At 70.7% G+C, this 13,629-nt stretch carries 14 protein-coding genes; 7 read left to right on the forward strand and 7 right to left on the reverse strand.

Annotated elements, in window-relative coordinates:
• Position 1: 1 nt before the first annotated feature.
• Positions 2 to 424 (forward strand): hypothetical protein, encoded by a 423-nt coding sequence (locus tag ACFWBD_RS13000; RefSeq protein WP_385666329.1) that lies wholly within the window; start codon positions 2 to 4, stop codon positions 422 to 424.
• Here ACFWBD_RS13000 and ACFWBD_RS13005 read toward each other — a convergent pair.
• The 3 genes from ACFWBD_RS13005 to ACFWBD_RS13015 form a co-directional block, all read right to left on the reverse strand.
• Positions 414 to 911 (reverse strand): GNAT family N-acetyltransferase, encoded by a 498-nt coding sequence (locus ACFWBD_RS13005; protein ID WP_307167523.1) that lies wholly within the window; start codon positions 909 to 911, stop codon positions 414 to 416. The two genes, ACFWBD_RS13000 and ACFWBD_RS13005, sit on opposite strands and share 11 nt — an antisense overlap.
• Positions 912 to 956: 45 nt before the next feature.
• The gene (locus ACFWBD_RS13010; protein ID WP_385666331.1) at positions 957 to 1,463 is read right to left on the reverse strand and encodes a sigma-70 family RNA polymerase sigma factor; all 507 of its coding nucleotides are present in this window, start codon (positions 1,461 to 1,463) and stop codon (positions 957 to 959) included.
• Positions 1,464 to 1,530: 67 nt separating this feature from the next.
• Positions 1,531 to 2,712 (reverse strand): glycerophosphodiester phosphodiesterase, encoded by a 1,182-nt coding sequence (locus tag ACFWBD_RS13015; RefSeq protein ID WP_385666333.1) that lies wholly within the window; start codon positions 2,710 to 2,712, stop codon positions 1,531 to 1,533.
• A gap of 312 nt (positions 2,713 to 3,024) precedes the next feature.
• Between ACFWBD_RS13015 and ACFWBD_RS13020 the strand changes: the two genes are divergently transcribed.
• Positions 3,025 to 3,696 (forward strand): lysophospholipid acyltransferase family protein, encoded by a 672-nt coding sequence (locus ACFWBD_RS13020; RefSeq protein ID WP_385562572.1) that lies wholly within the window; start codon positions 3,025 to 3,027, stop codon positions 3,694 to 3,696.
• 144 nt (positions 3,697 to 3,840) lie between these two features.
• On the opposite strand, the gene ACFWBD_RS13025 is transcribed toward ACFWBD_RS13020, so the two are convergent.
• The 4 genes from ACFWBD_RS13025 to argH all read right to left on the reverse strand — a co-directional run bounded on the left by ACFWBD_RS13025 (position 3,841) and on the right by argH (position 8,687).
• Positions 3,841 to 5,364, reverse strand: a complete 1,524-nt coding sequence (locus ACFWBD_RS13025; RefSeq protein WP_385666335.1) for an MFS transporter — start codon at positions 5,362 to 5,364, stop codon at positions 3,841 to 3,843.
• A 91-nt stretch (positions 5,365 to 5,455) separates the two neighbouring features.
• Positions 5,456 to 6,016 carry a TetR/AcrR family transcriptional regulator gene (locus ACFWBD_RS13030; protein ID WP_385666337.1) on the reverse strand — a complete coding sequence of 187 codons (561 nt, stop codon included), beginning with the start codon at positions 6,014 to 6,016 and terminating at the stop codon, positions 5,456 to 5,458.
• A 101-nt stretch (positions 6,017 to 6,117) separates the two neighbouring features.
• A complete protein-coding gene (locus tag ACFWBD_RS13035; RefSeq protein WP_385666339.1) occupies positions 6,118 to 7,089 on the reverse strand; it encodes an aldo/keto reductase in 972 nt (323 codons plus the stop codon).
• 164 nt (positions 7,090 to 7,253) lie between these two features.
• Complete coding sequence (gene argH, locus ACFWBD_RS13040; RefSeq protein ID WP_385666341.1) at positions 7,254 to 8,687, reverse strand: argininosuccinate lyase; 1,434 nt, start codon at positions 8,685 to 8,687, stop codon at positions 7,254 to 7,256.
• 211 nt (positions 8,688 to 8,898) lie between these two features.
• Between argH and ACFWBD_RS13045 the strand changes: the two genes are divergently transcribed.
• The 5 genes from ACFWBD_RS13045 to ACFWBD_RS13065 form a co-directional block, all read left to right on the forward strand.
• A complete protein-coding gene (locus tag ACFWBD_RS13045) occupies positions 8,899 to 9,780 on the forward strand; it encodes a hypothetical protein (RefSeq protein WP_385666343.1) in 882 nt (293 codons plus the stop codon).
• 130 nt (positions 9,781 to 9,910) lie between these two features.
• Complete coding sequence (locus ACFWBD_RS13050; RefSeq protein WP_385666344.1) at positions 9,911 to 10,492, forward strand: pyridoxamine 5'-phosphate oxidase family protein; 582 nt, start codon at positions 9,911 to 9,913, stop codon at positions 10,490 to 10,492.
• 333 nt (positions 10,493 to 10,825) lie between these two features.
• Positions 10,826 to 11,533 carry a L,D-transpeptidase gene (locus ACFWBD_RS13055; RefSeq protein WP_385666346.1) on the forward strand — a complete coding sequence of 236 codons (708 nt, stop codon included), beginning with the start codon at positions 10,826 to 10,828 and terminating at the stop codon, positions 11,531 to 11,533.
• Positions 11,534 to 11,649: 116 nt separating this feature from the next.
• Positions 11,650 to 13,032: a ferric reductase-like transmembrane domain-containing protein gene (locus ACFWBD_RS13060; protein ID WP_385666348.1), complete on the forward strand. Its 1,383-nt coding sequence runs from the start codon at positions 11,650 to 11,652 to the stop codon at positions 13,030 to 13,032.
• A 56-nt stretch (positions 13,033 to 13,088) separates the two neighbouring features.
• On the forward strand, positions 13,089 to 13,629 hold a 541-nt coding region (locus tag ACFWBD_RS13065), incomplete at its 3' end, for an FMN-binding protein (RefSeq protein ID WP_385666350.1).

The following is a 13,629-nucleotide window of genomic DNA, read 5'->3' on the forward strand; positions in this document are numbered from 1 at the left end:
GATGGCGGCGGTGGACGACAAGCCGGACCGGCTCATCAGCGGGCCCGGCATGCTGCTGGTGTGGTTCTACGGCGTGATGGTCGTCGGGGCCGTGTCGCGGTCGGCGTACCAGATCGCGACCGAGTTCGACCGGGCGCCGCTGGCCTACGCGCTGTCGGCCGTGGCGGGCGTGGTGTACGGATTCATCACGTACTCGCTGGTGCGGGGCGGCGAGACAGCCCGCAGAGCGGCGCAGGTGTGCTGCGCCGCCGAGCTGGCGGGGGTGCTGATCGTCGGCACCTGGACCCTGGTCGAGCCGTCGGCCTTCCCGGACTCGACCGTGTGGTCGAAGTACGGGATGGGGTACGTGTTCATCCCCGTGCTGCTGCCGCTGTCCGCCCTGTACTGGCTGCGGAAGTCCCGTACGGCTGCTGCTAAGCGGTAGCCGCGTACTCCCCGGCCTGCTTCTCCAGGACGATCATCGGCACACCGTCGGTGCCCTGCGAGGTGCCGACCGTCTCGTAGCCGACCCGGCGGTAGAGGCGGAGGTTGCCCTCGCTGCGGTGGCCGGTGAAGAGGCGGAACTTCTTGGCGCCGCGCTCCTCGGCCAGCGCCGCCTCGGCCGCGCGGAGCAGCCGCGCTCCGATGCCGTGGCCCTGCAGTCGCGGGTGGACGCAGAGCTTGCCGATGGCGGCGGCGCCGTCCTCGGTGAGACTGCCTCGTACGGAGCCGACCACCTCGTCGCCCAGGCGGGCCACGAAGACGCAGTCGGCGGCGAGTTCCTGCCGGACCGAGTCGAGGCTCTGGACGAGCGGGGCGATGCGGTAGTTGGCGTACAGCGCGGCTTCGCTCTGGAAGCACAGGTACTGCAATCTGAAGATCTGCTCGGCATCCTGCTCGGTCGCCACCGAGATGGTCACGCTCATGCCCATGTGCGCACGCCTCCCGCTCACCTGATCGCCTGTGGTCCTTCACTCCTATCCCCGCACTTCGCGGGCCGCAACCTCCGGCGCCAGCAAACGCCGCAGACATCCCAGACATCTGGAACGTTCCGGTCCGAGACTGCCCTGTGAGATACCCAACTCCCCCGCGATCTCGCGGTAGGTGAGGTCCCGGGGAGAGAGCAGGGCCTGGAGGAGACGGGAGCAACGGCCGGGCAGCCGGTGCACGGCCTCGCGCAGGGCGCGGTGCCGTGCGGCGGTGAGCGCGAGCTGCTCGGGGCCGCGGTCGAAGTCGTCGGCGGGGTCGCTCTCGTACGGCTGCTCGCGGCGGGTCGTACGGCGGGCGCGGCGGACCTCGGCGCGGACGGCCCTGCGCAGCCAGCCCTGGGGGTCGGGGGGCGGACCGTCGGTGGCGAGGTGCTCCAGCAGACGGAGCCAGACCGCCTGTTCCAGGTCACCGGGTTCGGTTCCGGTGCCATGGGCCTCGGCGGAGGCCTCCGCGGTCAGGAGCGGGTGCAGGGTGGTGAGCAGGTCGTGCGTCATGTGCCACACGATGCGGCCGCCCGGGCGGCTGGTTGCCGGGGCGGCCGACTGTCACTCCAACGGGGACTCAGCCGTTGACGAAGTCCGCGCGGGCCAGCAGTGCGGTGTCCGGGTTGTCCGTGAAGACACCGTCGATGCCGGTCGCGAAGTAGGTGCGGAACGCGCCGAAGGAGTCACCGTAGGCGTCCGCGTCCGTGCCCTTGCGGAAGCTCGTGGGCAGGAAGGGGTTCTCGTTGCGCATGGTGTACGGGTGCAGCACCAGGCCGACCGCGTGGGCGTCCTTCACCAGCGTGGTCGGCGTGGTGAGGTTGCCGGCGGCGTCCTTCGGGATCACCAGGTCGAGGGTCGGGCCGATGCCCTGGGCGTAGCCGGCGATCTCCCTGAGGCCCGCCCGGGTGACCAGGTCGGCGACCGTGCGCGGGTCGCCCGTCTCGACGAAGTCCCAGGGGCGCGAGCTCGCGCCGGACAGCAGCACCACGAGGGGGTTGTCGATCAGCTTGTTCAGGCGCTGGATGCTGGTGGGCTCGAAGGACTGCACGATGACCGGCGAGTTCTTCCGGTCCTTGCCGTACTTGTGGAGCAGCTTGGCGACCCGCTCCTCCAGGCCCAGGCCCAGCTTGCGGAAGTAGGTGGGGTGCTTGGTCTCGGGGTAGATCCAGACCTGCTTGCCGCGCTTGCGGGTCTGCTCGTCCTGCCACTTCAGGACTTCCTCGAAGGTGGGGATCTCCCAGCGGCCGTTGTAGAGCGTGTTGTGCGGGCGGTTGGCCGGGATGCGCTCGATCGCGCGCAGGGTCTTCAGCTCGGCGAGGGTGAAGTCCTCGGTGAACCAGCCGGTCGTGGAGACGCCGTCGAGGACCTTCGTGGTCCTGCGGGCGGCGAACTCCGGATGGTCGGCGACGTCGGTGGTGCCGCCGATCTCCGGCTCGTGACGGCACACCAGGTGACCGTCCCGGGTGGGGACGAGGTCCCCCGCCTCGACGATGTCGGCGCCAAGGTCGAGGGCGAGCTGGTACGAGCCGAAGGTGTGCTCCGGCCGGTAGCCGCTGGCGCCGCGGTGACCGATGACCGTCGGCACGGGCAGGCTCTTCAGGCCCTTTCCGGAGCGGGACGACTCGGCGGCTCTCGCGGTGCCCGACAGACCGAGGACCGTTCCGGTGGCACCGAGCACGGCGGCGCCGAGAAGCGCCCGCCGTCCGGTTCCGCCCGCGCTCGCCCGCTCGTTCGACTCCTGCTTGCCCTGCGTTCCCATGAGGGGTCTCCTGCCGTCGGCTCATCCGTGCGGCCCGATGGTAGGGGCGTGGACATGACCGTCGGGAGACCTCGGTCCCAACACGCGGGTGACGGCGGATGGCATGTGCCGTACGGCCATCCGGCCGGTTCCGTGCGGTAGTTCGCTTCGTTCCGGGCAGATGACGAGCAGGCGACGATACCGCCGTACAGGTAAACGTACGTCAACAATGCGTAAGACCTGGGTGACCCGATGTGCGTCACCCCCGGCGCCCCGAGTATCGTCCTCACCTGCACAGACTCATACCCTTTTCCCTTGACATCGGAGGGCTCGTTGTCCCGCTTCGTGCTCATCAAGGCAGTACTCGGACCGGTCATGCGCCTGATGTTCCGCACCCGGGTCGAGGGCGCGGAGCACATCCCTGGCGACGGCCCCGTCATCCTGGCAGGCAACCACCTCACGTTCATCGACTCGATGATCCTGCCGCTCGTGTGCGACCGGCAGGTCTTCTTCATCGGCAAGGACGAGTACGTCACCGGCAAGAGCCTCAAGGGCCGGTTCATGGCCTGGTTCTTCACCGGGGTCGGCATGATCCCGGTGGACCGCGACGGCGGCCGCGGCGGCGTGGCGGCGCTGATGACCGGGCGACGCGTGCTGGAGGAGGGGAAGGTCTTCGGCATCTACCCCGAGGGCACTCGGTCGCCCGACGGCCGGCTGTACCGGGGTCGGACCGGTATCGCGCGGCTGACGCTGATGACCGGGGCGCCGGTCGTTCCCTTCGCGATGATCGGCACGGACAAGTTGCAGCCGGGCGGGGCGGGGATGCCCCGGCCGGGTCGGGTCACCGTCCGGTTCGGCGAGGCGATGGAGTTCTCCCGGTACGACGGGATGGACCGGGACCGGTATGTGCTGCGGGCCGTGACGGACTCGGTGATGACCGAGGTCATGCGGTTGTCGGGGCAGGAGTACGTGGACATGTACGCCACCAAGGCGAAAGCCGCGTAGCGCCTCCGGCGGGAGCGTTGCCTCAGGCGGGGGGCGTTGCCTCAGGCGGGAGCCTTGCCTCCGGAGGGAGCGTTGCCTCGGGTGCGGGTGCGCTGTACGTCGGGTGCGGGTGCGTTGTGGCTGCTCGCGCAGTTCCCCGCGCCCCTAAGGTTGGCTGTCCAGCCGCTCGTTTCGCAGCATGAGCCATGCCGCCACCGCCGTTGCCAGCAGGACTGCCGCGCCCACTGCGACCGCCACGGTCAGGCCGTCCACGAACGCCTCTCGGGCCGACGACAGCATCTCCTCGGCCGCGGACGTCTGCATGTGCCCCGCCGCCTCCACCGCGCCGCCCAGTGACTCGTGGGCGCCCGCAGGAGTGCCCGCGGGGGCGGTGAAGTCGCGGTAGACGCCCGTCACGATCGAGCCGAGTACGGCGATGCCCAGGGCGGCGCCCAGTTCGTACGCCGTCTCGGAGACCGCGGAAGCGGCGCCCGCCTGGTCCTTCGGTACGGAGCTCAGAATGACGTCCGACGTCACCGTGAAGGAGAGGCCGGCGCCCACGCCGACGACCAGGAGGGCGGCTCCCAGCATCGGGTAGCCGGTGTTCCGGTCGATGAGCGTCAGCGCTGCCAGCGCCAGGCCGATCGCCGCGAGGCCGCCGGAGACCACGGCCCGTACCGAGAAGCGGCGGGCCGCTCGGCCCGCGAGCAGGCCGGCCACCACCGCGCCGACGGCGGCGGGCAGTTCGGCCAGACCGGCCTCGAACGGGCGCCGGCCCTGGACGAGCTGGAGGTACTGGGAGAGGAAGAACACCAGGCCGGACAGGCCCAGGATGGTCAGCAGGTCGGCGAGGACGGCGCCGCTGAAGCCGCGGTTGCGGAACAGGCGCATGTCCAGCAGGGGGGCCGGCAGGGTCAGCTGGCGGCGGACGAAGCCGTACAGCGCGGCCGCGCCGAGCAGGCCCGTGCCGAGCGAGACCCCGGTGAGACCGTGTGTGGCGGCCTCCTTGACGGCGTAGACGACGCCGATCATGCCGACCAGGGACAGCAGCACGCTGGGCAGGTCCCACGGGCCGGGGTTCGGGGTGCGGGACTCGGGGAGCGTCCGGATGCCGACGACGACCAGGACGACCATCACGGGCAGGTTGATGAGGAAGACCGAGCCCCACCAGAAGTGTTCGAGGAGGAAGCCGCCCACGACGGGGCCGACCGCGGTGCCCGCGGAGGCGGTCGCACCCCAGATGCCGACCGCGAGGCTGCGCTCGCGCGGGTCGTGGAAGAGGTTGCGGATCAGGGCGAGGGTGGCGGGCATCAGGGTCGCGCCGGCGACACCGAGCAGGGCCCGGGCCGCGATCATCGTCTCCGGGGTCGTCGCGTAGGCGTTGAGGACCGATATCAGCCCGAACGCGGTGGCGCCCACGAGCAGGATCCGCTTGCGGCCGACGCGGTCGCCGAGGCTGCCCATCGAGACGAGCAGACCGGCGATGACGAAGGAGTAGACGTCGCCGATCCAGAGGAGCTGGGTGCCGGAGGGCTCGAGGTCCTCGCTGATGTACGGGGTCGCCAGGCCGAGGACGGTCGCGTCGACGGCCACCAGCAGCACGGCGAGCACGAGGACGGAGAGCGCGAGCCAACGGTCCGGGCGCTTCACCGCCCCGGTCGTGGTCGCCGGCCGCAGGGTGCTGGTCATGATTCCTCTCTCTGTGGTGCGGGGTTCTGTGGTGCGGGGCTGTGTCGTGCGGGTTCTGTGGTGCCGGGTTCCGTGGTGCCGGGTTCCGCGGTCAGGGGTTCTGCGGCGCGGGAGGCCTCAGCACGCCGCCGAGCAGCAACTCGGCGATCATGTGCTGGAAGTCCTTGGGGGCGCCCTTGCCGCTCTGCACCATCCAGGCGCCGGAGGCCAGCAGGCCGTACAGCGCCTCGGTGAGCCAGGCGGGCGTGAGGTCGATGCGGAACTCGCCGCTCAGCTGTCCGCGCCGGAACAGGTCCGAGATCAGGTCGTCGATCCGGGTCCAGCCCTCGTTCTGCTCCTCACCCTCGAACAACTGGTTCTCGGTGTAGAGGAAGGCGAGCAGGCCGGCGGCCGGTTCGATCTCCCGGACGAGCCGGCGTACGGCGTCGCGCGCGGGCTCCTCGTCCAGCCGCGCCGCGTCCAGGGCGGTCTCGCACTCCGCGATACCGAGGGCCTCCAGGGCCCGCACCAGCGCGTCACGGCCGGCGAAGTGACGGTGCAGGGTGGCCCGGCTGATCCCGGCCGCCTTCGCGACCTCGTCCATCGTCGCCGTGGATTTGCGGGTCAGCAGGGCCGCGGCACCGCGCAGCACTTGATCACGATCGACAGCCATGAGACAAGAGTAGCGCAAGTGAGACAGTGATGTCTCACCCCGAGGGTACGTGGATCACCCAGGCGTGCCCGCTGCTGGTGGCCGACGGTCCGGCGGACGCCTCAGTGCCAGGGCAGGCTGCCGCGCCGCTCCCAGTACGCCCGCGGCTCCTCCGCCAGCCCGGCCAGCCGGTCCACCTGGTCGTCGTCGAGGTCCACGACCGCCGCGTGCAGGTTGGAGGCGAGCTGGGCGGCGGTGGCCGCGCCGGAGAGGACGACGCCGGCCCAGGGCTGCCGCAGGATCAGCGCGAGGGCGACCGCGTCGCAGCCGAGCGACGTCTGTGCCGCCACGGACCGCAGAGCGTCCGGCGCGTGCGGCTGCGCGAGGCGCCCGTTGGCCATGCCCTCCTTCACGATCACCGTGAGCCCGGCGTCATGGGCCTCGGCGAGGGCGGGGCCGGCCGAGGGCTCGAGCGCGTTGTACGTCGACTGGACGGTACGGAAGAGGGGCTCGCCGTCGACCGTCACGGCGAGGGCGGCGCGGATGGCGTCGGCCTGGGCGGGGCCGCTGGTGGAGAACCCGACCGTGAGGCCCCGCGCGGCGGACTCGGCCAGCTTCGCGTGGAGTTCCTTGTCGGTGAGGGCGGGACTGTCCGGGGTCACCGAGTGGATCTGGTAGAGGTCGAGCCGGTCGCCGAGCAGTTGCGCCGTCTCGGCGCGCTGACGTTCGTACGTCGGGAGCCCATGGTCCTTGACCTCGTGCCGGTCGGCGTCCGTGGTCCAGTCGGCGGTGTAGGTGTATCCCCACTTGCTGCCCACCACGATGTCGTCCACCTCGGGCCTGGCCTTCAGCCAGCCGGCGAGGAACTCCTCGGAACGGCCGTAGGAGCGGGCCGCGTCGAAGTAGCGGACGCCCTGGGCGTAGGCGGCGTCGAGCAGTTCATGGGTGCGGGTGCGCAGCGATTCGACGCTGCGGTCCGCTCCGAGGTCGGTTTCCCGGCCGAGGTTGATGTAACCGGGGCGGCCGACTGCGGCGAGGCCCAGTCCGAGGTGGCAGGTGGGGGTCGTGGCGGTGGCCAGTCGGGCGAAGGGCATCGCGGGCTCCGTTGGTCGGCTGCGGTACGGCTTCCGACCAACGTAGTCCGTCGTGACCTTCGGTGAATGCGGGGCGCCTCGGAGCTCGGGAGGTGCGGCTCGTGGCGGGTGCGGGTCGTGCGTGGCTTGTCGCGCAGTTCCCCGCGCTCCCCAGGACCCTGCCCTCAGCGCTTGTCTTTGGCCGTTGCCCACTCGTGCTGGGCCGCCACGTTCTGCTTCACCTCTGCCAGTTGGATCGCCACCGCGCTGGGCGCCGTACCGCCGCGGCCGTCGCGGGAGGCGAGGGCGCCGGGGACGTTGAGGACCGAGCGCACCTCGGGGGTGAGGTGGGCGGAGATCTTCGCGAACTGCTCGTCGGTGAGGCCGTCGAGCTCCTTGCCGTCGGCTTCGGCGACCTTGACGCAACTGCCGGCGACCTCGTGCGCGACCCGGAACGGCACACCCTGCTTGACCAGCCACTCGGCGATGTCGGTGGCGAGCGAGAACCCGGCCGGGGCCAGCTCCTCCATGCGCTCGCGGTGGACGGTGAGGGTGGCGACCATGCCGGTGAAGGCGGGAAGCAGGACCTCGAGCTGGTCGCAGGAGTCGAAGACCGGCTCCTTGTCCTCCTGGAGGTCACGGTTGTACGCGAGCGGGAGGGCCTTGAGGGTCGCCATGAGGCCGGTCAGGTTGCCGATCAGGCGGCCCGACTTGCCGCGCGCCAGCTCCGCGATGTCGGGGTTCTTCTTCTGCGGCATGATCGACGAGCCCGTGGAGAACGCGTCGTGCAGCGTCACGAAGGAGAACTCCTTCGTGTTCCAGATGATGATCTCCTCGGAGATCCGCGAGAGGTTCACGCCGATCATCGCGGTGATGAAGGCGAACTCGGCGACGAAGTCGCGGGACGCGGTGCCGTCGATGGAGTTGCCGACGCTGCCGTGCTCGAAGCCGAGGTCCTTCGCCACCGCCTCCGGGTCCAGGCCGAGGGAGGAACCCGCCAGGGCGCCGGAGCCGTACGGCGACACGGCGGTGCGCTCGTCCCACTGGCGCAGACGCTCCGCGTCCCGGGACAGCGACTGCACATGCGCGAGGACATGGTGGGCGAAGAGCACCGGCTGGGCGTGCTGGAGGTGGGTGCGGCCGGGCATCGCCACGTCCGGGTGGGCCTCCGCCAGGCCGATCAGGGCGTCCTGGAGCTCGGCGATCAGGCCGCCGATGATCCGGGCGTGGTCGCGCAGGTACATCCGGAAGAGGGTGGCGACCTGGTCGTTGCGGGAGCGGCCCGCGCGCAGCTTGCCGCCCAGGTCGGCGCCGAGGCGCTCCAGGAGGCCGCGCTCCAGGGCGGTGTGGACGTCCTCGTCGGCGATGGTGCCCACGAAGGAACCGTCGGCGACGTCCGCCTCCAGCCGGTCGAGGCCCGCAATCATCCGGGTCAGCTCGTCCTCGGTGAGCAGGCCCGCCTTGTGCAGCACGCGCGCGTGGGCACGCGAACCGGCGATGTCGTAGGGCGCGAGGCGCCAGTCGAAGTGGACGGAGGCGGACAGCTTCGCCAGGGCCTCGGCGGGACCGTCGGCGAAACGACCGCCCCAGAGCCTTACGTCACCGCTGTTGCTGCTCACTTGCGTTGCTCCTCACCACTGCGCTCAACGTCATGCATGAGTATGCAGTGCTATGCATGATTCGTCAATTCAACTCCGGGTGGCCGCCCGGTTCCGGATCCCGAGAATTTTTCGAAAGGAGTTTGAACGACAGCAACCGCTTACCCGTACTCACGACTGAACGCCGGCGCCGTGTTTGTACACCCACTCCTGACCCAAGTGAGGCATCCGCATGTCCAGGGCTCTTCCGAAGTACAACAAGCGTCGCGTGGTGGTCATCGGCGCGGCCGCCGCTCTGGCACTGTCCGGCGCGGTCGTCGTCAACTCCGCCCTTGCCGGGGAGTCGTCCAAGACCAGCGGCTCGACCGACGCCAAGACGCTCGCCAGCCCCGGCACCATCTCGTGCCCGGACGTGGCCTCCCAGCTTCCCGCGATCCCCGCCTCCGCGCAGGCCGAGGTCGACCGCAACCTGGCTCTGCTCCAGACGCAGATCGCGGAGGCCAACAAGCGGCTGGTCGACACCGTGGGCCAGGGCGGGGCGAACTTCGTGCAGAACGCGATCCTCGGCCCGCTGGAGGGCAAGCGGGTCTCCACGATCGACCGCATCGCCATCTCGATCGGCCGCCAGGGCACCAAGCCGCAGGGCCTCGACGCGCTCGCGCCGTGCGCCCTCGACGCGGGCGGCATCGCGGACACCGGCGAGGACGCCGCCGCGGGCGACGAGGCCGAGGCCACCCCCGGCGCGGAGGAGACCGCCGCCGAGGGAGCGAACGACGGCGCGGCGGAGACGGGCGACGACACCGGCGGCGACGCGGCCGGCGTGGGCACCATCAGCTGCCCGGACGTCGCCTCGCAGCTCCCGGCGATCCCCGCCTCCGCACAGGCCGAGGTGGACCGGAACCTGACCCTGCTCCAGACGCAGATCAACGAGGCCAACACCCGCCTCCAGAACACGGTCGGCCAGGGTGGCGCCAACTTCGTGCAGAACGCGATCCTCGGCCCGCTGGCGGACAAGCGGGTGTCCACGATCGACCGCATCGCCATCTCGATCGGCCGCAAGGGCACCAAGCCGCAGGGCCTCGACGCCCTGGCCGCCTGCACGTTGAACAAGTGACGTGACAGGCACAGTGGTCGCCCCGGGAAGCGCCGGCCGGGGCGGCCACTGTGGCGTACCCACACGCCCCACGCACCGCATCCCACATTTCCTTAGACACGCGAAAGGCTTTCCCGGATAATCGTTAGACATGGGAAAGACTTACGAGCGCATCGACGGAAGACTCCGCACGTTCATCGAGGAGCAGCCCCTCTTCTTCACCGCGACCGCCCCCCTGGCCGGCGACGGCACGGTGAACCTCTCCCCCAAGGGCCTCAAGGGCTCGTTCGCCGTCCTCGACGAGCACACCGTGGCCTACCTCGACTTCGCCGGCTCCAACGCGGAGACCATCGCGCACCTGCGGGAGAACGGCCGGATCACGCTGATGTGGTGCGCCTTCCAGGGGCCGCCGAACATCGTGCGGGTGCACGGCCGCGGCGAACCGGTCTTCCGCGACGACCCCCGGTTCCACGAGCTCCTCGACCGCTTCGGCGACCTGGACCCGACCCCGCACGGGCTGCGCGCGATCATCGTCGTGCACGCCGACCTCGTGCGGGACACCTGTGGCTACGCGGTGCCCTTCATGACGTACGACGAGGAGCGCGAGCTGCATGCCAAGCGGTTCGCACGGGAGGACGACGAGTCGCTCAGCGCCTACTTCGCGAAGAAGGAGCACATCGCCACGAGCATGGACGGACTGCCCGGACTGCCGTTGCCCCTGAGTCCGATCTGACATGCATGTGCCGTCTGCGCAGACAGTCAACATGTGGGCTCCTCGGGGTATCTGACGGACTTCGCCCTTCGGCCGTGCTCGTCCCCTGACGTGGCTCACGCCCTGCGCGCTCTCGCGCAGGGCGTGAACACATGGGGGATACATGCTCCGGCCCGCACGCGAACCACAGAGCGAACGTCATGTCCGCTCCACGTTCTACGTCGTCGGCGAGGGCATCCCGCGATGCTGCGGCTCGCCACGGGACAGCAGCTGGTCGAGCGCGGGCGGGCCGGCACCCCGCACGGTCGGCCCACCCGGCCTGCCATTGCCGCCGCCCCCGCTTAGCGTCTGATCATGCGCCCTCGCTTCGTCGCCACCGCCCTCGTCTGCGCGTCCCTCGGCCTGCTCGGTGCCGCTGCGGACACCGGGGCCGCCCCGCCGCTGCCCGCGCGGATGGCCGACACGGGCGGCGGCACCCAGCTGATCACCGCCGTGGCCCCGAGGGCCGGTTCCACCTCGGGCACGCTCACCTGGTGGGACCTGCGCAGCGGCCGGTGGACGCCGGCCGGTTCCACGCCGGCCCGGTTCGGAGCGAAGGGCCTGGTCGAGGGCGCCGCGCGCCGGCAGGGCACGAACACGACGCCGACGGGTCTGTACGGCCTCCCCTACGCCTTCGGCATCCAGCCGGCCCCGCGCGGGACGTCGTACGCCTACCGGCCGGTGCGCCAGGGTTCCTGGTGGTGCCAGGACAACAAGTCGCGCGCCTACAACCGGTGGACCGAGCCGCCTCCCGCGGACTGCCGCGCGGCCGAATCCGAGCACCTGGTCACGTACCGGGCGCAGTACGCGTACGCGCTGGTCATCGGGTTCAACTACGACAGACCGGTGCGCGGCCGCGGGGCGGGGATCTTCCTGCACGTCAACGGGCGCGGGGCGACGGCCGGTTGCGTGTCGGTATCGGCGGAGGCGATGCGGCGTCTCCTGTCGTGGGCCCGACCGTGGCGGCGCCCGCACATCGCGATCGGCACGACGGACGGCCGGACGGCGATCACCCGCTACTGAGCCGCCTCGCGACGATTACCGGTGGTCGCGTCCGGTGACGGTCTCCGTGGTGCGCTGAACACTCCGCCACCGTGGCCCGTATCTGAGGGCCAAGGGTCCGTATCCACGGAGGAACAGTGACCACGACGATCGCCGGCGGCCGCGCCGCCCGCCGCCAGACGATGCGCCGCATCCGCCCGCGCCGCTCCCCGGCCGTCCCGTTGCTGCTCGCCGTATGGGCGGGCGCGGCGGGTGTGCTGTGGCTGTGGTGGGCCAACACGCCGAACATCGCGGACGACAACAGCAAGATCCTCAACGCGGGACGGATCACCGGGCTGCTCGCCGGGTACCTGATGGCGCTCGTGGTGCTTCAGATGGCACGGGTGCCCGCGCTGGAGCGGCGGGTGGGCTCGGACCGGGTCGCGCGCTGGCACGCCATGAGCGGCCGGTACACGCTCTGCCTGGTCTTCGCGCATGTGTTCCTGATCATGTGGGGGTACGCGCTCCAGGCCGGCAAGACGCTGGGGGACATCGTCCAGCAGACGATCGACTCCATCAATCAGCTTCCGGACATGGGCAAGGCGGCGATCGGCACCGGTCTGTTCCTGCTCATCGGGCTGGTGTCGATCGGACCGGTGCGCCGCCGGATGCCGTACGACACCTGGTACCACATCCATCTGATGACGTACGCGGCCGTGTTCCTGACGTTCTGGCACCAGATCACCTCCGGCAACGACTTCGCGATCGAGCCGACCGCCAAGACCGTCTGGTACGCGCTGTACGGGTCGGTCACCGCGCTGGTCGTCTGGTACCGCGTCATCGTTCCGGTCCGGCTGAACCTGCGGCACCGGCTGCGCGTCGAGGCGGTCATCGAGGAGACGCCGGGCATCGTGTCGGTGCTGATCGGCGGGCGCAAGCTGCACCGGATGGGCGCGGAGGCCGGGCAGTTCTTCCGGTGGCGGTTCATGGCGCCGGGGATGCGGTTCAGCTCCCACCCGTACTCGCTGTCGGCGGCCCCCCGTCCGGACCTCCTGCGGATCACCGTCAAGGCGATCGGCGACCACAGCGCGGCCCTGCGTGAGCTGCAGCCCGGCACGAAGGTGTGGGCCGAGGGCCCGTACGGTGCGATGACGGCGTCCCGGCGCAGCCGCGGCAAGGTGCTGCTGGTGGCCGGCGGAGTCGGTATCACGCCGATGCGCGCGCTGTTCGAGACGCTGCCGGGCGGGGCCGGTGACATCACCCTCCTCTACCGGGCCAACAGCACCCAGGATCTGGCGCTGTGGGACGAGCTGGCGAAGATCGCCGACGAGCGTGGGGCGCGGCTGATGTACGCCGTCAACAGCCCCGACGGGGAGCGCCCCGACATCTCGGCGGAGTCCCTCCAGCGGAAGATCCCCGACATCGACAGCCACGACGTCTTCATGTGCGGACCCAACGGCTTCGCCCAAGGGGTGTACGAGGCACTGCGCGGCGCCGGGGTCCCCGCCCGCCGCATCCACCACGAGTCGTTCGAGATGTGAGCGACCCGTACTCACGGGAACCTCGCCACCAACGGGAATCAGGAGCTCAGGAAGAGATGAGGAAGAGCCACCCTCTTCGGCGCGTCGTACTCGCCACCGCCGCCACCGTGTCCGGGATCGTGCTGCTGCTGTCGCTGAAGCCGTCGTCCGACCCGGGCGCGGCCCAGGCGGCCGGCGCGGGCGCGGCGGCGCAGGAAGCGGCCCAGGGCGGATCCGGGGCGGTCGTGTCGGGGACGATGACCGGTGACGCGGCGCAGACGCAGTACGGGGCTGTGCAGGTCCGGATCACCGTCGTCAACAACAAGATCACCAAGTCCGAGGCCGTGCAGGCGCCGAAGGGCGGCACCAGCGACCAGAAGACCGCACTCGCCGTCCCCAAGCTCAACGCCGACGTGGTCGCCAAGCAGAGCCCGGACATCGACACGGTGTCGGGCGCGACGTACACCAGCGAGGGCTACAAGAAGTCCCTCCAGTCGGCGATCGACAAGGCGAACGCGAGCGCCGGGTCCGGGTCCGGGTCCTCCCAGGGCTCCGGCAGCGCGCAGGCGTCCGGCACCTTCACCGGGGACGCGGCCCAGACGCAGTACGGCGCGGTCC

Source organism: Streptomyces sp. NPDC060002 (assembly GCF_042737245.1).
Taxonomy (GTDB): Bacteria; Actinomycetota; Actinomycetes; order Streptomycetales; family Streptomycetaceae; genus Streptomyces.